The sequence below is a fragment of the Pseudomonas sp. MWU16-30317 genome, from assembly GCF_020515695.1.
Taxonomy (GTDB): Bacteria; Pseudomonadota; Gammaproteobacteria; order Pseudomonadales; family Pseudomonadaceae; genus Aquipseudomonas.
Window position 1 is genome coordinate 238,143 of the sequence record NZ_JAIWJA010000006.1, and the last position, 20,802, is coordinate 258,944.

General features: G+C 63.1%; 18 protein-coding genes. 9 read left to right on the plus strand and 9 right to left on the minus strand.

Annotated features, from left to right (window positions below; all coding sequences use genetic code 11):
* The 7 genes from mdtD to LIX93_RS18680 all read right to left on the minus strand — a co-directional run bounded on the left by mdtD (window position 1) and on the right by LIX93_RS18680 (window position 9,676).
* Window positions 1–1,425: a multidrug transporter subunit MdtD gene (mdtD, locus tag LIX93_RS18650; protein WP_226505529.1), complete on the minus strand. Its 1,425-nt coding sequence runs from the start codon at window positions 1,423–1,425 to the stop codon at window positions 1–3.
* A gap of 117 nt (window positions 1,426–1,542) precedes the next feature.
* Window positions 1,543–2,874 carry a TldD/PmbA family protein gene (locus LIX93_RS18655; protein WP_226505530.1) on the minus strand — a complete coding sequence of 444 codons (1,332 nt, stop codon included), beginning with the start codon at window positions 2,872–2,874 and terminating at the stop codon, window positions 1,543–1,545.
* On the minus strand, window positions 2,874–4,316 hold the full coding sequence (locus tag LIX93_RS18660) for a TldD/PmbA family protein (RefSeq protein WP_226505531.1): 1,443 nt from the start codon (window positions 4,314–4,316) through the stop codon (window positions 2,874–2,876). The genes LIX93_RS18655 and LIX93_RS18660 overlap by 1 nt, the downstream gene beginning before the upstream one ends.
* A gap of 118 nt (window positions 4,317–4,434) precedes the next feature.
* Window positions 4,435–6,213, minus strand: coding sequence for a molecular chaperone (locus LIX93_RS18665; RefSeq protein ID WP_226505532.1), 1,779 nt, complete (start codon window positions 6,211–6,213; stop codon window positions 4,435–4,437).
* Window positions 6,214–6,421: 208 nt separating this feature from the next.
* Window positions 6,422–7,291 (minus strand): archaetidylserine decarboxylase, encoded by an 870-nt coding sequence (gene asd, locus LIX93_RS18670; protein ID WP_226505659.1) that lies wholly within the window; start codon window positions 7,289–7,291, stop codon window positions 6,422–6,424.
* A 3-nt stretch (window positions 7,292–7,294) separates the two neighbouring features.
* Window positions 7,295–8,110 (minus strand): rhodanese-like domain-containing protein, encoded by an 816-nt coding sequence (locus LIX93_RS18675; protein WP_226505533.1) that lies wholly within the window; start codon window positions 8,108–8,110, stop codon window positions 7,295–7,297.
* 45 nt (window positions 8,111–8,155) lie between these two features.
* Entirely contained in the window at window positions 8,156–9,676 is a 1,521-nt protein-coding gene (locus tag LIX93_RS18680; RefSeq protein ID WP_226505534.1) for an HDOD domain-containing protein, read from the minus strand.
* Between the two features lie 148 nt (window positions 9,677–9,824).
* Between LIX93_RS18680 and motA the strand changes: the two genes are divergently transcribed.
* On the plus strand, window positions 9,825–10,676 hold the full coding sequence (gene motA, locus LIX93_RS18685) for a flagellar motor stator protein MotA (RefSeq protein ID WP_226505535.1): 852 nt from the start codon (window positions 9,825–9,827) through the stop codon (window positions 10,674–10,676).
* A gap of 3 nt (window positions 10,677–10,679) precedes the next feature.
* Window positions 10,680–11,687, plus strand: coding sequence for a flagellar motor protein MotB (gene motB / locus LIX93_RS18690; protein WP_226505536.1), 1,008 nt, complete (start codon window positions 10,680–10,682; stop codon window positions 11,685–11,687).
* A gap of 101 nt (window positions 11,688–11,788) precedes the next feature.
* On the opposite strand, the gene rsgA is transcribed toward motB, so the two are convergent.
* Window positions 11,789–12,820: a small ribosomal subunit biogenesis GTPase RsgA gene (rsgA, locus tag LIX93_RS18695; protein ID WP_226505537.1), complete on the minus strand. Its 1,032-nt coding sequence runs from the start codon at window positions 12,818–12,820 to the stop codon at window positions 11,789–11,791.
* 159 nt (window positions 12,821–12,979) lie between these two features.
* On the opposite strand from rsgA, the gene orn reads away from it, so the two are divergent.
* The gene (gene orn, locus LIX93_RS18700) at window positions 12,980–13,522 is read left to right on the plus strand and encodes an oligoribonuclease (RefSeq protein WP_226505538.1); all 543 of its coding nucleotides are present in this window, start codon (window positions 12,980–12,982) and stop codon (window positions 13,520–13,522) included.
* A gap of 116 nt (window positions 13,523–13,638) precedes the next feature.
* Here the strand turns inward: orn and queG are convergent, their stop codons facing one another.
* Window positions 13,639–14,715, minus strand: a complete 1,077-nt coding sequence (gene queG, locus LIX93_RS18705) for a tRNA epoxyqueuosine(34) reductase QueG (protein WP_226505539.1) — start codon at window positions 14,713–14,715, stop codon at window positions 13,639–13,641.
* A 66-nt stretch (window positions 14,716–14,781) separates the two neighbouring features.
* Here queG and LIX93_RS18710 point away from each other — a divergent pair, with 66 nt between their 5' ends.
* The 6 genes from LIX93_RS18710 to hfq all read left to right on the plus strand — a co-directional run bounded on the left by LIX93_RS18710 (window position 14,782) and on the right by hfq (window position 20,792).
* On the plus strand, window positions 14,782–15,654 hold the full coding sequence (locus LIX93_RS18710; protein WP_226505540.1) for an NAD(P)H-hydrate dehydratase: 873 nt from the start codon (window positions 14,782–14,784) through the stop codon (window positions 15,652–15,654).
* Window positions 15,642–16,112: a tRNA (adenosine(37)-N6)-threonylcarbamoyltransferase complex ATPase subunit type 1 TsaE gene (gene tsaE / locus LIX93_RS18715; RefSeq protein ID WP_226505541.1), complete on the plus strand. Its 471-nt coding sequence runs from the start codon at window positions 15,642–15,644 to the stop codon at window positions 16,110–16,112. The genes LIX93_RS18710 and tsaE overlap by 13 nt, the downstream gene beginning before the upstream one ends.
* Window positions 16,113–16,117: 5 nt before the next feature.
* Window positions 16,118–17,542, plus strand: coding sequence for an N-acetylmuramoyl-L-alanine amidase (locus LIX93_RS18720; RefSeq protein ID WP_226505660.1), 1,425 nt, complete (start codon window positions 16,118–16,120; stop codon window positions 17,540–17,542).
* Window positions 17,539–19,464 (plus strand): DNA mismatch repair endonuclease MutL, encoded by a 1,926-nt coding sequence (gene mutL / locus LIX93_RS18725; RefSeq protein WP_226505542.1) that lies wholly within the window; start codon window positions 17,539–17,541, stop codon window positions 19,462–19,464. Before LIX93_RS18720 ends, mutL begins: the two co-directional genes overlap by 4 nt.
* Window position 19,465: 1 nt before the next feature.
* The gene (miaA, locus tag LIX93_RS18730) at window positions 19,466–20,437 is read left to right on the plus strand and encodes a tRNA (adenosine(37)-N6)-dimethylallyltransferase MiaA (RefSeq protein WP_226505543.1); all 972 of its coding nucleotides are present in this window, start codon (window positions 19,466–19,468) and stop codon (window positions 20,435–20,437) included.
* Window positions 20,438–20,528: 91 nt separating this feature from the next.
* Complete coding sequence (gene hfq, locus LIX93_RS18735; RefSeq protein ID WP_226505544.1) at window positions 20,529–20,792, plus strand: RNA chaperone Hfq; 264 nt, start codon at window positions 20,529–20,531, stop codon at window positions 20,790–20,792.
* The last annotated feature ends 10 nt before the right edge of the window (window positions 20,793–20,802 follow it).

The window sequence follows — 20,802 nt, forward strand, 5'->3', positions numbered from 1 at the left end:
CTATGCTTCGATTTCGGCTTCCTGACGGGGCGTACCGCTGCTGGGCTTGTTCGACAGCTGGGCAAAGATCGCCGCCGCCAGCATGGTCATGATGCCGATGGTGAGGAAGGTCATCTGAAACGCGTCCACCGTGGTGGTGCCGTCGATACCCACCGAGGTACTGAAACCGCCGAGCAGCGCCCCGGCGCAGGCCACGCCCAGGCTCATGGCCAGTTGCGCCACCACCGACAGCAAGCTGTTGCCGCTGCTGGCGTCGGCATCATTGAGGTCGATCAGCGTCACGGTATTCATCGCCGTGAACTGCATCGAATTGACCGCCCCGAGCAGGCTCAGCTGAACCAGCAGCAGCCCATAGGGTGTCGCCGGCGTAACCAGGCCCAGGCTGCACAGCAAAGCACCCAGCAGCAGGGTGTTACAGGTCAGAATGACTCGGTAGCCAAAGCGCTCGATCAGCGGCTTGGCAATCGACTTGGCGATCATGGCTGCCGCTGCCAGGGGGATCATGCTCATCCCGGCTTCCGAAGGCGAGTAGCCCATCGCCACCTGCAACAACAACGGCACCAGGAACGGCAAGGCGCCGCCGCCCAGGCGCGCGAACAGGTTGCCGAGGATGCCGACGGCGAAACTGCGGGTACGGAATAGCGTCGGTGAAAACAGCGGGTTGTCGATGTGACCGGCGCGCAGCCAGTACGCCGCCAGGCATGCCATGCCGGCAAACAGCAGGAGCATCACCCGCAGGTGTGGCAGATGCAATTCACCCAGGCCTTCCATTGCGATAGTGATCAACACCATCGCCGCGCCGAACAGCAAAAAACCCACGCCGTCGAACGCGGTGCGGGTGCTGCCGCGCAGGTCCGGGAGGATTTTCCAGGTCGCCCAACAGCCGATCACGCCCACCGGCAGATTGATCAGGAAGATCCAGTGCCACGTCAGGTATTGCACCATCCAGCCGCCCAGCGTCGGGCCGATCAGCGGCCCTAGCAGGCCGGGTACGGTGATGAAACTGAGAATGCGCACCAGCTCCGAGCGCGGATAGGTGCGCAACACCACCAGTCGCCCTACCGGTAGCATCAGTGCACCGCCCAGGCCCTGCAGAATGCGCGAGATCACCAGCATGTTCAGCGTGTGCGAGAGTGCGCAGGCCAGCGAGCCCAGGCTGAACAGGAAGATGGCGCTGAAAAACACCTTTTTGGTGCCGAAACGATCGGCAATCCACCCTGAACCCGGGATCAGCAAGGCCACCGTGAGCATGTAGGCGATCACCACCGACTGCATGCGCAGCGGGTTTTCTGCCAGATCGCGGGCCATGGCCGGCAGTGCGGTATTGAGGATGGTGCCGTCGAGCGATTGCATGAAGAACGCGATGGCCACCACCCAGGGCAGCCAGCGAGCGGTGACGGGGTCAAGCGGTGGTCGTGTGGGCATTGTTAGCTCTTATTGGTTGGAGTCTGCGGCGCTTCCTTCGCGGGCAAGCCTTGCGCCCACAACTGCACACTGAGCTCTTTGTGGGAGCAAGGCTTGCCCGCGAAGCTTTTGAAACCGCTACAAGGTCAAGGTAATGCCTTTTATCAACGCCCCGGGCAAATGACTCGAAGACGTTCGTCGTTCACTGTAAGTACTGGTGGAAAGAATCATCTCGCGCTCTACCGTCAAGGCTTCCAGCTGCTCGCCGAACAGGCTGTAGAGGCTGTCATCGAAACGCATGGTGCTCACCGGGGCCTGGATGCGCCCGTCCTCGACCCAGAAGGTCGCGAATCGGGTCAGCCCGGTCATGCGCGCGGCGGGCAGATCCGAGTAGTTGAGGTACCACAGATTACTGATGTAGAGCCCGGTGCCCAGGCGTTGCAGGATGTCCTGCTCGCGCAGCTCGCCGGCCGCCATCTCCAGCGCGCTCGGGTATTCACCGCCGCTCGCGCCGTTACAGTGCAGGGCATATTCGCTGGCGCTGCGCGAATCGATCAAGCGCTCGCCGGCGCGGCCTTGGCGGATCAGCACGAGGTCGTCGCGGGGGTAGCCTTCTTCGGAAAAGCTCGGGCTCAGGGAGCCGCTGACCTGTTCGCTGAGCGTGACCAGCGGGCTCAGATGCTGATCGCCTTCGTAAAGGCGCTGCAACGGGCTGTTCTTGCTGGCGATGGCCTGGGCGGAAAAACCACCCCAGCTGAGCATTCCGACCAGTTCGTCCATGGCGGCTGGCGCCAGATAGGCGCGGTAGCGACCGGGTTGCAGGGTCTTGAGGGGCTGGGTCAGATGTTGCAATTGCTGGCGTGCGGCCTGCAGGCGCGTTTCGAACGCCCCCTGCTGCCAGCGCTGGCCGGCGTAGTTGGCCTTGACTGCCTCGCCGCTGGCATGGAACAGGCTCCAGTCCAGATTGAAACTATTGGCCTGATGCCAGCCGACCGCACCGTGGGAGTTGGCGAAGCCGCGGCTGATCGGGCCAGCGGCATAGATGCCGACCAGGTCGAGGCTGCCCGCCGCCGCGCAGATCTGCCGCACCACTGCATCGGGATCGGGCAACGGCTGTTCGAGCACCACATGGCTCTGCCAATCGCTGCTGTTGAGTTGCAGATAGGGGTCGGCCGGCAACAGCGGCAATGTCGACCGCAATGAACGCAGGGCGTCGGCCAGACGCTGACGATCGACCCCCAGATGCCCACTCAAGGCCAGGTGCATCGTGGCCTGGCGGCCGTTATCGATCAGTTTGAGATCGACCTGGATCTGCGTCACGTGCCCCGCCTGGCGCACTTTGGCATGGTTGAAGCGGATAAAGTCCGAGGCCTCGGCGTTGTAGCCGAAGGTGAACTGCGCCGGGGCGTCGATCGACTCGCTGAGCCAGTGCACCAGCGCCTGGAAATGGGCGAAGGATTCGTTATGCATCAGGCATCGCCTCCAAAGACGTCGATCTGGCTGAACACGCAGGCCGGCGAGGCATGACCGACGTTGACCACCTGATTGGGCTCGCCTTTACCGCAGTTGGGAGTACCCAGGACCTCGAAGGTGCTCAGGTCGCCCACTGCGCTGAGGTTGCGCCAGAATTGCGCGGAAATACCCCGGTAATTGGGGTTCTTGACCACGCCTTTGAGCTCGCCGTTTTCGATCAACTGGCCCCATTCGCAGCCGAACTGGAATTTGTTGCGGGCGTCGTCGATCGACCAGGAACGGTTGGTGGCCATCAGGATGCCGTGCTCGATGTTACCGATCAGGCGCTCCAGCGGCTGATCGCCGGGCTCGATATTGAGGTTGGCCATGCGGTCGATCGGCGCGCGGTTCCAGCTGCAGGCGCGGCTGTTGGCGACGCCCGCCATGCCGGTGCGGTGCTGCGACAGCGCGCCGCCCAGCGGGCGCAAAAGCACGCCATCTCGAATCAGGAATTGCTTGCTGGCCGGGCTGCCGTCATCGTCGAACGCGTAGCTGGCCAGTTGCTCGGGGATCTCGGGGTCGAAGGTGACGTTGAGCAGCGGCGAGCCGTATTGCAGGTGGCCGAAGTCTTCGGCCTTGATGAAGCTGGTACCGGCGTAGTTGCGCTCGTCACCCAGAATGCGATCGAGTTCCAGCGGATGGCCGATCGACTCGTGAATCTGCAGGGTCATCTGATCCGGCAGCAACAGCAGGTCGCGCGGGCCTTCGGGGGTATTGGGCGCTCCCAGCAGTTGCAGGGCCTGGTCGGCAACCCGTACCGCAGCGCCTTGCAGGCCGCAGCGGTGGATGACGTCGGTGCCGCCCTGCTGGCCGAAGTTCTCTCGGCCGAGGCTGCGTGATTGGGTGTCCTGGCCATCGTGGGCGGTGACGCTGATGCCCGGGTAGACGAACCGCCAGGCCTGGCGGATCTCGGCGCCAGCGCTGTTGAGGTAGATCTGCTCGACATCGCTGACCCCCAGGCTGGTCTGCCAGCTCACCAGCTTGCTGTTCACGGGCACGGCGGCGGACTCGGCGGCGAGCAGGGCGTAGCAATCGCTCAGGGACGCGAAAGGTTGTTCGATACCCGGTGAGGTGTAGTCGAAACGCCCTTGCGCGACGGCTTGAGTGCTCAGGTCGAGCAGGGCGTGGGGTTTGATCGCGCGCGCCTGGTGCTCGGCGCGGCTGAGGGCCTGCTGCAGGCCCTGCAAGGACAGATCCGGCGTGGCCGCGTAGGCCTCGACACCGTTGACACGCACGGTCAGCATCACCCCTTCATCGAGGCTCAGGCTGGGTGGTTCGGCGATGTTCTTGCGCACCGACAGGTACTGGCGCGATTGACGCACGTAACGCAGCGAAAAGAACTCCGCGCCCGTGCTCAGGGCGGCGAAGCGCTGCCTGAGTGACGCGGTGAAGTCGAACATGCTTGGCTCCTTTGGCTGATTGCCGATCCTTGTAGCGAGGGGCTCGCCCCCGAAAAAACGAACAAGCGATATCTATGCATCTGACACGGCTCATCGGCGCCGGACGCGCACCCTTTCGCTACAGGTCTTTCCACAGCGAATCAAAATCATCTTCCGGCGCCACGCCGCCCGCTGCTCCAGGCCCTTTGCCTGGATCGGCCGGCTGCTCGAGCGCGCGGTATTCGAACTGGTTGAAACTGCCGGTACTGGCCACGCGTTTGCCAAGGCCGGCGCGGCTTTCGTCGCCGTTGGTATTGATCACCACCTTGTTGCCTTCCTGAAAGGGCAGGCGCGGTGCCAGCAAGGTGGCCGGGATATCAATGGCGCGGATTTCCGGCAGCAGCAATCCGCGCAGATACTGGCTGTTGGGCTCGTTGGTGCGCACCAGTTGCAGGCCGCACGGCTGGGCATTGGGGGCGACCAGTTCGATGCCCATCTGCGTGCCGCCGCTGCGCACCTGGCGCACCCAGCGCACCACGGCGATGCTCCAGCCCTGGGAGGGCGCGTCCTGAATGCCGACCATCTCGCCGGCCTGCAATTGCGCCGGTACGTCCTTGAGCCAGGCCAGGCAATAGCCGCCCGGGCTGTGGTTGACGATCTGCAGCACGTAGGTCGGGTAATCCTCGGTGGTGCTGGCACTGTTGACGCTCTCACCGGCAGCGCCTGGCTGGCTGTACTGGATCTCTTCGAAGCCCGAGTTCATCTTTTCGGCATCGAATGCGTGGCCCCAGGTATCCGGCGTCGTCACCGCACCGAACTCCGCCGCGCGACCGGCCGGGCGGCGCAGGATGTCGCTGAACGAGCGCTCGCCGCCCAAGTGGTAATGCAGCGAGCTCATGCCGACGCACAGGGTCAAGGTGCCTTGGCCAGGGGTGCGCTGAAACGTGCGCTCGGCGACGTCGCCCCAGGCTGCAGCCACCAGTTGCAACAAATCGCTGCTGATACCGTTGGGCATCATCAGCCTGGATTGACCCCGTTGTTCAACGGGCAGCTCCAGGTAGGTCTTGATCGCTTCGGCCAGAGGTTGCGGGTCCAGACCGGGCAGATTGACCACTTGTTCATCGGTGAACAGGGTCTTGTAGCGGGGTGGTCCGTCGACGCCGGGCGCGATGGCGAACAGGCTCGACGGCTCGCTGGCGGGCTGGATCTTGACCAGTGCGCTCCAGGCCTCCAAGGCCTCGGCCAGTTTGGAAATGGCGCTCTGGCGCATCTGGTTGCAACGCGAACTGCCCAGCAGCAAGGCGCAGGCGTAGGTCTGCTCGGGGGTCATGCTGCGTGTGGCCAGCGCCAGTTCGTCCACCACCAAGGTGTTTTGCACCTTGTGTTCGCGGGCTATCTGGTACAGCTGGTGCAGTTCGAGCCAAAGGCCTTCAGGGACGGGACAATACAGGAGGCTGGCGCGAACCAGCGGGCCGTTGAGGCAATGCAGTGCTCGCTGGATTGCCATGGCGAGGAGTTGCAGGCGATCCTTGCCGAGTTTGGGCACGATATCGACGATGATCTGCTTGTAGCCGATGGCCAGCTGGTTTTGCAGGGCCTGGCACAGATTGGCGACCTTGCGCGCACGTTCGTCGAGGACGATCGCCTGATTGAGGAAGTGCCGCTCCAGGTGCTTGCAGACGTAATAGACCTCGGGGCGCAGCAGTTCGAGCAGTTGCAGGCGGTTCTCGCTGGGTGTGACCAGTTGATTGAGTTCAGCCATGCCTTGATACAGCTGCCGCGCCATTTCCCCGATATTGGCTTTCGGAAGCGCGGCAATCCAGCGTTTGAGCTCGCGCGGGTTCGCCTCGCAGAAGCTCAGGCTCAACTGCGATGGCGTCGGTGCGCGCAACAACAGGTGGGGGCTGGGGCGTGACATCACTCAATTCCTGGTATTGATTGCAGCTCCACGTGCAAATAGCGGCCCGGATGAACGGGAGTCTTGCACTCGATCAACTGGCCTCTGGCACGGACTCTAGCAGCATTGCGAGTCCATCGTCGGATCACTGATGCTACAGGGCAATTCGAGGCCCGTGCGATTGTTTCGTTCCTCAAGCCCTGGCCTCGGCGCAGGACCTGTTGCGTACTCATGACCTGGCAGGCGACGCCAAGCCTTGGCCCATCCGTACCGGCGAACCGGCCGTGAGGGAATGCGCCCATTTTACCTGTTCGGGGCCAAACAGCACGATGGCGGTCGAGCCCAGCTTGAAACGGCCCAGTTCGGCGCCCTTTTCCAGATGAATGGGTGCCCGGGCGGCCTCGTCGTAGCGGAACGTCTTCAGCTCGCGCTTGGGCGGCGTGACCAGCCCGGCCCATACCGTCTCTACCGAGGCAACGATCATCGCGCCCACCAGCACCACGGCCATGGGGCCGCGTTCGGTGTCGAACAGGCAGACGACGCGTTCGTTGCGGGCAAACAGCTCAGGAACGTTTTCGGCTGTGGTCTGGTTGACCGAGAAGATCCGCCCTGGCACATAGACCATTTCGCGCAGGGTCCCGGCCAGCGGCATGTGCACGCGGTGGTAATCCTTGGGCGACAGATAAACGGTGGCGAATTCCCCGCCCATGAACGGCGCTGCATTGGCCTGATCGCCGCCCAGCAGTTCGAGCACGCTGAAGCTGTGGCCCTTGGCCTGGAAGATGCGCCCGTGTTCGATGGGGCCCAGCTGACTGATGGCGCCGTCGGCGGGGCAGAGGATGGCCTCGGGTGTCGGGTCCAGCGGGCGCGCGTCGGGCTTCAGCGCGCGGGTGAAGAAGGCGTTGAAGTTTTCATAGGCGGTCACGTCCTCGACCAGCGCTTCGGACATGTTGACCTGATAGCGCTTGGCGAACCACTGGGTGAAGGCATTCTTGAACCAGGGGGCACGGCATTCGGCGACGCAACCCGCCAGGCGCGACAGCAGATGATGGGGCAGCAAGTACTGGCTGATGATGAACAAGCGAGATTTCATGGATATTCCTTAAACTTCAACCGGGGTGTCGGGGTGGTTGCCCCATTCGCCCCATGATCCGGCATAGCCTTTGACGCGCGGGTAACCCAGGTGCTTGGCGACCAGGTAGGTAAAGCCCGAGCGGTGGTGGGTCTGGCAGTGGGTGATGATTTCTTTGTCGGCGGTGATGCCCAGGCTGGTGAGCACGGTAGCGATATCCTGGCGAATGCGCAGCGAACGCTCCTTGTCCATGCCGGCGGTCCATTCATAATTGATGGCGCCGGGGATGTGCCCGGCCTTGGCCGCAAGGACCTTGGCGCCGGAGTACTCCAGCGGGCCGCGGGCATCCCAGATTGCCAGGTCGTCCGTGCCCAGGCGGCTTTGCAGGTATTCACGAGTCGCCGTGGGGGTATCGTCGAAGGTCAGTGCAACGGGGCCGCCGACGGCGGTCGGGGTCATGCTGGACAATGGCAACTGCTCTGCTTCCCAGGCCAGCATGCCACCGTTGAGATAGTGATAGTGCTTGTGGCCGATGACATCGAGCAGCCAGATGAATCGGCCGGCCCAGCCACCGCCCTCGTCGTCGTAGACCACGTAGGTGGCGTCGGCATTGTGGCCGAGCTCGCCGAACAGCGCTTCGAGCGACGCCTGAGTGGGCAGCAGGCCGGGCGCCGGCGCTTGCCCCAGCTGAGTGCGCTTGGGGTCGACGAAATGGGCGCCCGCGATGTGACCGGCCTGGTAGCGTGCGGCGCTGGACAGGTCGACCAGGATCAGGCCTGGCGCGTCCAGGCGCGCCTGCAGCTCGGAGGGCTCGATGACCAGAGGCAAGCCGGAAAAATCAGACATGCGAAATCACCACGTCGAAGGAAAGCCGCAATTGTAACGCAAGCATCATCGGCTGCGGTTGCTAAAGGTGGTCAGGGCGCGCTCGATACATTGCGCGGTTTTGCCGAAGGCTTGCACGGTGATCTCGGAAAACGGCCCGCCGCCCTGATCGGCCAGCAGGATCATGACCACGCGGCCATTGCTCACCAGCGACCGAGCCAGCAGGTTGTCGCCGCGGAACAAGGTGCGCAGGCTGGCGGGCAGCTTGGACCAGTACTGGTCGTGGTTCTCCAGGGTGATACGGATCTGCCCGGCCTGGCGCGTCAGGTGTTGCAGCAGCGTGCTGTGGTCGATGTTGAGGGTCAGTTGCGCCGACGGCTCCGGCAGACCGGCGATCTGGTGCACGCGCAACTGGGTCATGCCCTTGTCGGTCATCAGCATCATGATGCGGCTCATGCCGCTCGCCACCAGGGCATCTCGCGCCCAGTTGGTCAGTTCCATGGCGTTGTTGAAGCGGCTCGGTTCCGCCAGCAGCTCGGTACAGAATTTGCTCCAGCGCTTGAGGTCATGGGCACTGGGCGCCGCTGCGGCGACCATGCCTTTATGCTCCCGGCGTTGATCCCACGGCCAGAGCAGCGCGGTGGCCGGGTGCCAGATCCCGGGGCCGGCATGATTTTGCGCACTGAGCACCGCTTGCTGGTGCACCTGTTGCTGCAGATCGCCCAGGGGCATTTGCAGGTACAGGCAGGTCAGGTACTGCCAGCGCGTGTTGTGGGGGCTGTCCCAGGCTTGCTGCGCCGACAGCGCCAGGCCGTTGGCCAGCAACACCGTATTGGCCGGCTGATTGAGCCAGCGCCGCAGTTCCGGATCGCTGTCCAGCTCCTGCTGTTGCTGCAGCCCCAGCTCGCGATGCCGCGCGATGTGCATGACCCGCACCAGTTGCCGCCGTTCGTTCTGCAACAGGCGATAGCCCTGAATGATCCACAGCGGCAGGCGCCACAGTTCGGCCATGGCCTGGCAAAGCTCCAGCAGGCGGATGCCGAACAGCTCGAGCTCGACCTTGGCGACCGGTTCGCGCTTGTGGATAACCCGCAATTCCCACTCCTCCAGCAGCTTGGGGTGGCTGATTGCCAATGGCCACAGCGGCGAGAGAAACAGCAGGCTGCCCCAGTGGATCTCTTGCCACAGGCGCGCCAGCCGCGCGGCGAACAGGCCATTGGCCTGCTGGCTGGCGTGCAGACTGATCATTTGCAACTGGCGCAGCGCCACCGGAAGGTCGTCCGCTTCAACGGCCGGCAATGACCGCAGCAGCTCGCCGGTGCGCTTGAGGCCCAGGCGATTGATGGCGATTTCCAGGCTCTCGGCGGGCTCCACCAGCTCGTTGCTGACTGCCATGTTGGCCTCGCGGATCACGCTCAGGACCAGCGCCGGGCTATCCTGCATGCGCTCGGAGATCTCGCGCAGGGAGCGGTTGCTGTCGTTGATCGCACTGCTGACCCGCTCGTGGGCGAGGCGCGCTACGGGCAGGCGAATGCTGTTGAGCAGCTTGATCCAGGCTTGTAGCGTACGGGGTGTCTGCGGTGGCATGGGCACTTCACTGGCAAGCGGGAGGGGGCAAACTGGTTTTTCATGTCGACTAACTATAGTCTGACGCACCTCTGCCGATAAGTAGGGCATCTGAACTAAATTGCTTATGCCCAGCCCCGTCCACGACTTCGTAAGTGTTTGCTAACCTATGGCTAAAATTATCGGCATCATCGTCGTAATCGCTAGTGTGCTAGGCGGTTACGTGCTGTCCCACGGTCAGATCGCAGCGTTGATCCAGCCCTTCGAGGTCCTGATCATCGGCGGCGCGGCGCTGGGCGCATTCCTGCAGTCCAACCCGGGCTACATGACCATGCACGTCTTCAAGAAAGCCCTGAAGATGTTCGGCTCACGGTTCACCCATGCCTTTTACCTTGAAATCCTCAGCCTGATCTACGAGATTCTGAACAAGAGTCGTCGTGAAGGCATGATGGCCATCGAAGCGGACATCGAAGACGCTTCGGCCAGCCCGATTTTCGCCAAGTACCCGACCATCCTCAAAGATGAGCGCATGACGGCGTTCATCTGCGATTACCTGCGCATCATGTCGTCCGGCAACATGGCACCCCACGAGCTCGAGGGCCTGTTCGACATGGAAATCCTCAGCATGAAGGAAGAGCTCGAACACCCTTCCCATGCCGTGACAGGCATTTCCGATGGCTTGCCGGGCTTCGGTATCGTCGCGGCGGTACTGGGTATCGTGGTGACCATGGCCTCGCTGGGTGACGGTGACAAAGCTGCGATCGGTGGCCACGTGGGGGCGGCACTGGTCGGTACTTTCCTCGGTATTCTGGCGGCTTATGGTTTCTTCGGCCCGCTGGCCCAGTGCCTGGCCCATGATGCCAAGGAAGAGGTCAACGTTTACGAATCGATCAAGGCTTCTCTGGTGGCTTCGGCCTCCGGGATGCCGCCGTCGCTGGCCGTGGAATTCGGTCGTAAAGTCCTGTATCCAGCCCACCGCCCCAGCTTTGCCGAGCTGGAGCAAGCGGTCCGCGGTCGCTGATCCATGGAAAATAACCAGCCCATAATCATCAAGCGCGTCAAGCGCTTCGGTGGCGGACACCACGGGGGCGCCTGGAAAATCGCCTTCGCCGACTTCGCCACGGCAATGATGGCGTTCTTCCTGGTGCTGTGGCTGTTGTCCAACGCCACGCCGGAACAGAAGATCGCCATTGCCGGATATTTCAAGGACCCGATCGGCTTTACCGAGAGCGGCTCGCCCTATGTGATCGACCTCGGCGGTTCGCCGCAGCTGGCTCCGGACGCGACGCTCAATCCGGAGCAGGAAGTGTCGCCGGCCAAGCCCGAAACCCAGAAAAACGACACCCAGGACAACATCAGCAAGAACGACGAAGCGGTCGAGAAGCAGCGCCTCGAACTGTTGCTGCAGGAGTTGCAGACCAAGGTCGACGAGAACCCGCAACTGGCCAAGTTCAAGGACCAGATCCTGTTCGAGATCACCCAGGAAGGGTTGCGCATCCAGATCACCGACGCCGACAATCGGCCGATGTTCGACCTTGGCAGTGCGCGCCTCAAGCCATATTTCGAAGACATCCTGCTGGCCATGGCCGACACCATCAAGGCGGTGCCGAACAAGATCAGCATCAGCGGCCATACCGATGCCACCGCTTACAACAACGTCAACGGCATGGGTAACTGGGAGTTGTCGGCCAACCGTGCCAACGCCGCACGGCGCGCACTGGTAGCGGGTAGCTATCCTGACAATCAGGTGGCCCGAGTGGTAGGTTTTGCTTCGTCGTCGCTGTTCGATCGCAAGAACCCGCTGAGCCCGATCAACCGTCGTATCGACATCGTGGTGCTGACCAAGAAGGCCGAGAAGGCCATCGAAGGCGAGCAGTCGCCGGATGACGGCAAGGATGCGGCGCCTGCAACGCCGGCAGCTCCGGGCCAGCCAGGCGCCTCGATCGAGCCGGGCCCGCCCGTGCAGCCGAACCAGGTACGGCAGAAGGTCAATATCTTCGATAACGGGCCGCTGAAGGGCACTTCGCCTTAACCAGGGTGATCTTGCCAGCGCCTTCGCAGGCAGAGCCCGCTTCCACAATCTGGGAGCGGGCTCTGGCCGCGAAGGGTCGGTCCGGCCAGCACCGATCCCGATCAGTAAGAATCCTGCGGCAAACTGGCGATGATCGAGCGATAACTGTTCATTCGCTGTTGCTGCACACGACCATCGTCCAAGGCCATGAGCAGCGCACAGCCGGGTTCGCGATCGTGCTTGCAGTCGCGGAAACGGCAGGTACCGAGCAGGTCGGCGAATTCGATGAACCCTGCCTCGACATCGGCACGGCTGACATGGCCCAGGCCGAATTCGCGAATACCCGGTGAGTCGATCAGCTCGCCGCCGCCGGGGAAGTGAAACAACCGCGCCGTGGTCGTGGTATGGGTGCCCTGACCGGACAGTTCCGACAGCGGCCCGACGCGGGTCTGCACTTCCGGTAGCAGGCTGTTGACCAGCGACGACTTGCCCACCCCCGATTGCCCGACGAACACGCTGATGTGCCCATCCAGGCGGGCTTGCAGTTGCTGCATACCGTCGCCGTGGTGCGCCGACACTTCCAGCAACGGATAACCCAACTGTCGATACACCGCCAATAGTGCGTTGAGCGCTGGCGCGTTCTGCTCGTCGATCAGGTCGGCCTTGTTCAGCAGCAGCAGCGGGTGAATGCCAGCGTGCTCGGCGGCCACCAGATAGCGGTCGATGAGATTGGCGTGGGGCTCGGGCATCGGCGCGAAGACGATCACGATCAGGTCGACGTTGGCCGCTACCGGTTTCAACTGGCCGCGGCTGTCGGGCCGGCACAGCTCGGTGTTGCGCGGCAGTTGCGCGACGATCACGCCGATGCCTTGGTTGCCTGCGCGCCAGACCACCTGGTCGCCGGTCACCAGCGCAGGCAGGTTGGCCCGCAAGTGGCAGCGGAATACCTGGCCGGCCAGTTCGCCTTCACGCGCCTCCACCTCGACCTGAACGCCGAAGTGCGCGATCACCAGGCCGATTTGCTCAGGTCCCAGCTCGCCGCCTTCCAGCGTCTCCAGTGTGTGTAGTTCGCGTTTGGCCGCACGCGCGGCGCGCTCACCCTGGACTTTTTCGATGCGCCAGTTCTGGCGGCGGTTTAACTGGCGTTTGGCCATGGGACTTCCACGTGAAGAGCAATTTGAGGTTGAAAACGAATCGACGCAGCGCGTGACTGCATGCATGCAGTGACAAAACCGCAGTAATGATCGAAACGGCGGCGAGTTTAGCACGCCCGGCTAGGCTAAACTGCGCAGCTACGCCGAGGAGCCTTACCCATGCAAAACCCGCAGAACCTCATCTGGATCGACCTGGAAATGACCGGCCTCGATCCCGACCACGACGTCATCATCGAAATGGCCACCATCGTCACCGACAGCGACCTGAACACCTTGGCCGAAGGCCCAGTGATCGCCATTCATCAGAGCGACGAGATCCTCGCCGGCATGGACGAGTGGAACACCCGCCAGCACGGCGGTTCGGGCCTGACCCAGCGTGTCCGCGAGAGCACCATCAGCATGGCCGAGGCCGAGGCGCAGACCATCGCCTTCCTGGAGCAGTGGGTGCCCAAGGGCAAGTCGCCGATCTGCGGCAACACCATCTGCCAGGACCGCCGCTTCCTGTATCGCCACATGCGCGGGCTGGAAAACTACTTCCACTACCGCAACCTTGACGTCTCGACCCTCAAGGAGCTGGCCGCGCGCTGGGCGCCGGAGGTCAAGGACAGCTTCCAGAAGGGTAGCACCCACCTGGCGCTGGACGACATCCGCGAGTCGATCGCCGAGTTGCAGCACTACCGCAAGCATTTCATCAAGTTTTGATCCTTGGGGCTCTTTGGATAAGCGGTAAGCCGTTAGCCGTTAGCCGTTAGCCGTTAGCCGTTAGCTTAAAAAGATCGGCCCTTTGCGAGTATCGCAAGGGCCGATTTTCGCATCGATCAAGATGCCTGCGCCCGCTGCGCATGTTGCGCCAACGCCCACTCCACATGCTCGCGCACCAGCGCCGAAGGATGCTCGCGGCGCGCTTGCAGGGCTTCCAGCACGGGTATGGTCGACGGCGCGTTGCCCAATCCCACTGCAAGATTGCGCAGCCAGCGTTCATAGCCAGCGCGGCGCAGGGGCGAACCCTCGGTGCTGCTCAAAAAGTGCGCTTCGTCCCACAAAAACAACTGGGCCAGGTCGGCATTGTCGAGATTGTGCCGAGGGCTGAAGTCCGTTTCTCCGGTGGGCCGGGCAAAGCGATTCCACGGGCAGACCATCTGGCAGTCATCACAGCCGAATACGCGATTGCCGATCAGCGCGCGCAATTCCACGGGTATCGCGCTTTTCAGTTCGATGGTCAGGTACGAGATACAGCGCCGCGCGTCCAGCACGTAAGGGCCGACGAACGCCGCAGTCGGGCAGACATCCAGACAGGCGGTACAACGCCCGCAATGTTCGGTGGTGTGCGGCGGGTCGATCGGCAGAGGCATGTCGACGAACAGCTCGGCGAGGAAGAAGTAGCTGCCAGCCTTGCGATTGAGTACCAGGGTGTTCTTGCCGATCCAGCCCAGCCCCGCCTGTTCGGCAATGGCTTTTTCGAGCACCGGGGCGCTGTCGACGAAGGCGCGATAGCCAAACGGCCCGATCGCCGCCTGGATGCGTTCGGCCAGTTGCTGCACGCGTTTGCGGATCAGCTTATGGTAGTCACGGCCCAAGGCGTAGCGCGACACGTAGGCTTTGTCGGGCTGTGCCAACTGCTGGGCCATGCGCGTGTCGCCGGGCAGGTAGTCCATGCGCAGCGACACCACCCGCAACGTGCCCGGCACCAACTCCTCGGGGTGCGAGCGCTTGGTGCCGTGGGCGCCCATGTAGTCCATTTCGCCATGGTAGCCGGCGTCGAGCCAGCGCTGCAGGTGGTGTTCATGCTCGCCAAGGTCCAGCCCGGCGATGCCGACCTGCTGGAAGCCCAGTTCGCGGCCCCACTCCTTGATGGAGTCGGCCAGGGCATAAAGATCGGCGGCATTGCTAGACATGCGAGGGAGGCAACCAGGGCTGAGGTGCGTATAATTCTGCCAGACATTGCTCCCGAAGGTTAAAGCATGCTGCCGCCCGACGACTCACTCCCCGACGTATCGCACCCTCCCGTGCTGCTCACCGCCCTCACCACACCTGTGCTGACGCCGCGCGAGCCCGACAGTCATAAGGGCCAGTTCGGCCGCGTGCTGGTCATCGGTGGTGATCACGGCACCGGCGGCGCCAGCCTGTTGAGCGCCGAATGCGCGCTGCGCAGCGGTGCTGGCATGGTATCGCTGGCCACTCGTCCTGAGCACGTCGCGGCGGCGCTGGTGCGCTTGCCGGAAGTCATGACCGCAGGTGTCAGTTCGGCCAACCAGTTGCTGAACATGGTCGAGCAGGCCACCGTGCTGGCCGTCGGGCCTGGGCTGGGGCAGGGCAGTTGGGGGCACAGCCTGCTGTCGATGGCGGCCTGCTCCGACAAACCGCAGGTGTGGGATGCCGACGCGCTCAATCGCTTGGCGAGCGGCGCCGTGACCTTGCCCGCCGGTGCGGTAATCACGCCGCATCCTGGCGAGGCGGCGCGTTTGCTGGATGTATCGATCAAGCAGATTCAGGCGGATCGCCCGGCGGCGGCGCATGCCTTGGCGAAAAAATACGCGGCGGTGGCGGTGCTCAAGGGCAGCGGCAGCTTGATCGCCTCGCCGGACGGACGGCTGGCGCAATGCGATCACGGTCATGGGGCGATGGCTACCGCTGGCTTGGGCGATGTCCTCACCGGCCTGATCGCGGCGTTGCTGGCACAGGGCATGGCGCCGTTCGAGGCGGCCTGCCTGGGCGTCTGGCTGCATGCCCGCGCCGGCGAGCAGCAAGGCCCGCACGGCCGCGGCCTGGCGGCCAGCGATCTGATCCCAGCCATTCGTCAGTTGCTCGAGGAGCATGCGCCGTGCCAGAAGTAACGCTGTATCTGCAGGGCGAAGAAGCGATGGAGGCCTTTGGTAAACGCCTGGCAGCGTTGACTCTAGGGGTTGGGACTATTTTTCTCGAAGGCGATCTGGGCGCTGGCAAGACTACGCTGTCGCGCGGTCTGATTCGCGGTCTGGGGCATGTGGGCGCGGTCAAGAGTCCGACCTTCACTTTGGTGGAACCCTATGAAATCGGCGCTGTGCGAGCGTTCCACTTCGACCTCTATCGGCTGGTCGACCCAGAGGAACTCGAGTTTTTGGGGATCCGCGATTATTTCGATGGCGATGCCCTGTGCCTCATCGAGTGGCCCCAGAAGGGTGCAGGCTTTTTGCCAAAGCCTGACCTGACCATTACCATAAGCCCGGCAGCGGCAGGACGCTCGCTGCATATAGCGCCGCAGACTGACCGCGGCACTGCGTGGTGTGCCGTTCTGGCACAGGAAATTACTTGATCATGATGGGGAAAGGTATGCGCATGCGCGCTTGGGTCGCGGCCGTTGGAGTATTAATGACGGTGGTGGCGGTCAATGCATTGGCCGCTTCGCAGGTCAAGAGCGTGCGGTTGTGGCGGGCCCCGGATAACACCCGGCTGGTATTCGACTTGTCAGGGCCTGTGGAGCACAGCGTCTTCACCCTGGCGGCGCCCGATCGCCTGGTCATCGACATCAATGGTGCAACGTTGGGCGGCCCGCTGAACGTACCGATGGCCAACACCCCCATCACTTCGATGCGCTCGGCGCAACGGACGCCAACCGATCTGAGGGTGGTCATCGACCTGAAAAAGGCGGTGACGCCCAAGAGCTTCGTCCTGCCCCCCAACCAGCAATACGGCAACCGCCTGGTAGTGGATCTCTATGATTCGCCTCAGGACGCCGAGCCTGCGCCGCCATCGCCACCGGTAGCCACGACGCCGGCGGTGCCGGTCTCGCCCGCCCAGCCGAGCATCAAGCTGGAGCCGGTACCCAACGGTAAACGCGATATCGTCGTGGTCATCGATGCCGGCCACGGCGGTGAAGACCCAGGCGCTTCCGGCTCGCGCGGCCAGCATGAGAAAGACATCGTGCTGGGCATCGCTCGCGAATTGCAGCGCCAGATCAATCAGGACAAGGGCTTTCGCGCCGAATTGACCCGCACCGGCGATTATTTCATTCCGTTGCGCGGCCGTACCGAGATCGCCCGCAAGAAGGGCGCCGACCTGTTCATCTCTATCCACGCCGATGCGGCGCCTTCCTCGCAGGCCTTCGGTGCCTCGGTGTTTGCCTTGTCCGATCGCGGCGCGACTTCCGAAACCGCGCGCTGGCTGGCGGACAGCGAAAACCGTTCCGACCTGATCGGCGGTGCCGGCAATGTCAGCCTCGACGACAAGGACCGCATGCTTGCGGGCGTGTTGCTCGATCTGTCGATGACCGCGTCGCTGAGCTCCAGCCTCAACGTGGGGCAAAAAGTGCTCAGCAGCGTCGGGCGCGTCACACCGTTGCACAAGGCGCGGGTCGAGCAGGCCGGGTTCATGGTGCTCAAATCTCCGGATATCCCGTCGATTCTGGTCGAGACCGGCTTTATTTCCAACGCCAACGAGGCCAGCAAGTTGCAATCGGCGCAGCATCAGCAGGCCTTGGCCCGTTCGATCCGTGCCGGCGTGCAGCAGTTCTTCCAGCAGAATCCGCCGCCGGGCACCTACATCGCCTGGCTGCGAGACAGCGGCAAGCTGGCGGCGCGCTCGGCCAGCGAGCACGTGGTGCGTGCCGGGGAAACCCTGCCGATGATCGCCGCGCGCTACGAGGTCCCGGTGGCCAGCCTGCGCGGCACCAATAATTTGAAGAGCGACGAGCTGAAAATCGGCCAGACCTTGACCATTCCCAGCGCAGCCTTGGCGTCCCAATGAATACTACCGCCCGTATCGAGCTGCTCAGCCCGCGCCTTGCCAACCAGATCGCTGCTGGCGAGGTGGTCGAGCGCCCGGCCTCGGTGATCAAGGAACTGCTGGAAAACAGCCTCGACTCAGGCGCCCGGCGTATCGATATCGACGTCGAGCAAGGTGGCGTCAAGTTGCTGCGGGTACGTGACGATGGCGGCGGTATCTCCAGCGATGACCTACCGCTGGCCCTGGCCCGTCACGCTACCAGCAAGATCCGCGACCTGGATGACCTGGAGCGGGTGATGAGCCTGGGCTTTCGCGGCGAGGCGCTGGCATCGATCAGTTCGGTGGCGCGCCTGACCCTGACCTCGCGCACTCAGGATGCCGAGCAGGCCTGGCAGGTGGAGACCGAAGGTCGCGACATGGCTCCGCGAGTCCAGCCCGCCGCGCACCCGGTGGGCACTTCGGTGGAAGTGCGCGACCTGTTCTTCAACACGCCCGCGCGGCGCAAGTTTCTCAAGACCGAAAAAACCGAGTTCGATCACCTGCAGGAAGTGATCAAGCGTCTGGCGCTGGCCCGCTTCGATGTCGGCTTCCATCTGCGCCACAACGGCAAGACCGTGCTCAGCCTGCATGACGCCCACGACGACACCGCCCGTGCTCGTCGTGTCGCTGCGGTGTGCGGCCCGGCGTTCCTGGAGCAGGCGCTGCCGATTGAAGTCGAACGCAACGGCTTGCACCTGTGGGGCTGGGTCGGGCTGCCGACCTTTTCCCGTAGCCAGGCTGATTTGCAGTACTTTTTCGTCAACGGCCGGGCGGTGCGCGACAAGCTGGTGGCGCATGCGGTGCGCCAGGCCTATCGCGACGTGCTGTTCAACGGTCGTCACCCAACGTTCGTGCTGTTTCTGGAGGTCGATCCGACGGCAGTCGACGTCAATGTGCACCCGACCAAGCACGAAGTGCGTTTTCGTGATGGCCGCAGTGTGCACGACTTCCTGTACGGCACCTTGCACCGCTCCTTGGCCGATGTGCGACCGGAAGATCACTTGCCAGCAGCGTCTGCCACGCCTGAGGCGGCGCGGGCGACCGGGCTCGATGCCGGTGAATTCGGTCCGCAAGGCGAGATGCGTCTGGCGGCCAATCTGCTCGAGCCTACGGCCTCGGCGCCGACCTACGGCGCGGGCCTGCAGGGTAATTACGGTGGCAGCGGTTCCGGATCCGGGTCCGGTGGCTACGGCAATCAGTACGTGCCACGGCCCTCGGCTGCTTTGCCGGTCGCGGAAGCCCAGGCGGCATATCGCGAGTTCTTCAAACCGCTACCAGGTGCTGAAGGCGCCGCCGCACTGCCGACCAGCGATGGTGACATTCCGCCATTGGGCTACGCCCTGGCGCAACTGAAGGGCATCTATATCCTTGCCGAAAACGCGCAGGGCCTGGTGCTGGTGGACATGCACGCGGCCCACGAGCGCATCATGTACGAGCGCCTGAAAATTGCCATGGCCAGCGAAGGCCTGAGTGGCCAGCCCCTGCTGGTGCCCGAATCCATTGCAGTCAGCCAGCGCGAGGCCGATTGTGCCGAAGAGCACGCCAGCTGGTTCCAGCGCCTGGGCTTCGAGCTGCAGCGTCTGGGCCCGGAAACATTGGCCATCCGGCAGATTCCGGCGCTGCTCAAGCAGGCCGAGGCCAATCGCCTGGTGCATGACGTGCTCGCCGACCTGATGGAGTACGGCACCAGCGATCGTATCCAGGCGCATCTGAACGAGTTGCTCGGCACCATGGCCTGCCACGGCGCGATCCGCGCCAACCGGCGCCTGGCCATCCCGGAAATGAACGGCCTGCTGCGCGACATGGAAATCACCGAGCGCAGCGGCCAGTGCAACCACGGTCGACCGACCTGGACGCAGATGGGCCTGGACGACCTCGACAAGCTGTTCCTGCGGGGGCGCTGAGATGATTGCCTTGCCACCCGCCATTTTCCTGATGGGGCCGACCGCTGCCGGCAAGACCGACCTGGCCATCGAGCTGACCAAGGTGCTGCCCTGCGAGCTGATCAGCGTCGACTCGGCGCTGGTCTATCGCGGCATGGACATCGGTACCGCCAAGCCGTCCCGCGACGTGCTCGCCCAGTACCCCCATCGGCTGATCGACATCCTCGACCCGGTGCAGAGCTACAGCGCGGCGGATTTTCGTCGCGATGCCTTGCAGGCCATGGCCGAGATCACCGCGCGGGGCAATATCCCGTTACTGGTGGGCGGCACCATGTTGTATTTCAAGGCGTTGCTCGAAGGGCTCGCCGATATGCCGGCCGCCGACGCCCAGGTGCGCGAAACCCTTGAAGCAGACGCCGCACGTGACGGCTGGCAAGCGCTGCACGCGCGTCTGGCGGCCGTCGATCCGGTGTCGGCGGCACGCATTCACCCCAACGATCCCCAGCGCTTGATCCGCGCGTTGGAGGTGTTTCTGGTCAGCGGCGCGAGCATGACCGAGCATCGGCAGCGACAAATCGCGCAAAGTACTGACGCAGGCGCTTCTGGTAGCGGTCAATTGCCCTATACTGTGGCCAATCTGGCGATCGCTCCGACGGATCGGCGGGTGTTGCATGACCGAATTGCAGTTCGATTCGGGCAGATGCTTGAACAGGGATTCGTTGACGAGGTCAAAGCGCTGCACGACCGGGGCGACTTGCATGCAGGTCTGCCGTCGATTCGGGCAGTGGGTTATCGGCAAGTCTGGGATCATCTCGATGGCAAGCTGACAGCGGTAGAAATGCAGGAGCGGGGCATCATTGCCACTCGCCAATTGGCGAAGCGACAATTTACCTGGTTGCGCAGTTGGGCTGACTTAAACTGGCTGGACAGCCTGGCCTGCGACAATCTGCCGCGCACCTTGAAATACCTGGATTCGGTCTCCATATTGAGCTGAGTCCCTGCAATTGCCGTCTATCCTTGGGGGTGCGACGGCTAAAGCCATCATTTTTCGAATTATTCTATCGATCCTTAAAGGAGTGCGGCACATGTCAAAAGGGCATTCGCTACAAGACCCTTACTTGAACACCTTGCGTAAAGAAAAAGTGGGGGTTTCAATTTATCTCGTCAACGGTATCAAGCTGCAAGGCACGATCGAGTCGTTCGACCAGTTCGTCATCCTGCTGAAAAATACCGTGAGCCAGATGGTTTACAAGCACGCTATCTCCACCGTTGTTCCGGTCCGTCCGATTCGCCTGCCTAGCGCCAGCGAAGATGGCGCCGAACATGGCAGCGAACCAGGTAACGCCTGATAGGAGTCTG

Excerpts from the sequence above, each read along its gene's own strand:
- mdtD (WP_226505529.1), bottom strand. The coding sequence starts at position 1,425 with ATGCCCACACGACCACCGCTTGACCCCGTCACCGCTCGCTGGCTGCCC.
- LIX93_RS18655 (WP_226505530.1), bottom strand. The coding sequence starts at position 2,874 with ATGCATAACGAATCCTTCGCCCATTTCCAGGCGCTGGTGCACTGGCTC.
- LIX93_RS18660 (WP_226505531.1), bottom strand. The coding sequence starts at position 4,316 with ATGTTCGACTTCACCGCGTCACTCAGGCAGCGCTTCGCCGCCCTGAGC.
- LIX93_RS18665 (WP_226505532.1), bottom strand. The coding sequence starts at position 6,213 with ATGTCACGCCCCAGCCCCCACCTGTTGTTGCGCGCACCGACGCCATCG.
- LIX93_RS18675 (WP_226505533.1), bottom strand. The coding sequence starts at position 8,110 with ATGTCTGATTTTTCCGGCTTGCCTCTGGTCATCGAGCCCTCCGAGCTG.
- LIX93_RS18680 (WP_226505534.1), bottom strand. The coding sequence starts at position 9,676 with ATGCCACCGCAGACACCCCGTACGCTACAAGCCTGGATCAAGCTGCTC.
- motA (WP_226505535.1), top strand. The coding sequence starts at position 9,825 with ATGGCTAAAATTATCGGCATCATCGTCGTAATCGCTAGTGTGCTAGGC.
- motB (WP_226505536.1), top strand. The coding sequence starts at position 10,680 with ATGGAAAATAACCAGCCCATAATCATCAAGCGCGTCAAGCGCTTCGGT.
- rsgA (WP_226505537.1), bottom strand. The coding sequence starts at position 12,820 with ATGGCCAAACGCCAGTTAAACCGCCGCCAGAACTGGCGCATCGAAAAA.
- orn (WP_226505538.1), top strand. The coding sequence starts at position 12,980 with ATGCAAAACCCGCAGAACCTCATCTGGATCGACCTGGAAATGACCGGC.
- queG (WP_226505539.1), bottom strand. The coding sequence starts at position 14,715 with ATGTCTAGCAATGCCGCCGATCTTTATGCCCTGGCCGACTCCATCAAG.
- LIX93_RS18710 (WP_226505540.1), top strand. The coding sequence starts at position 14,782 with ATGCTGCCGCCCGACGACTCACTCCCCGACGTATCGCACCCTCCCGTG.
- LIX93_RS18720 (WP_226505660.1), top strand. The coding sequence starts at position 16,118 with ATGGGGAAAGGTATGCGCATGCGCGCTTGGGTCGCGGCCGTTGGAGTA.
- mutL (WP_226505542.1), top strand. The coding sequence starts at position 17,539 with ATGAATACTACCGCCCGTATCGAGCTGCTCAGCCCGCGCCTTGCCAAC.
- miaA (WP_226505543.1), top strand. The coding sequence starts at position 19,466 with ATGATTGCCTTGCCACCCGCCATTTTCCTGATGGGGCCGACCGCTGCC.
- hfq (WP_226505544.1), top strand. The coding sequence starts at position 20,529 with ATGTCAAAAGGGCATTCGCTACAAGACCCTTACTTGAACACCTTGCGT.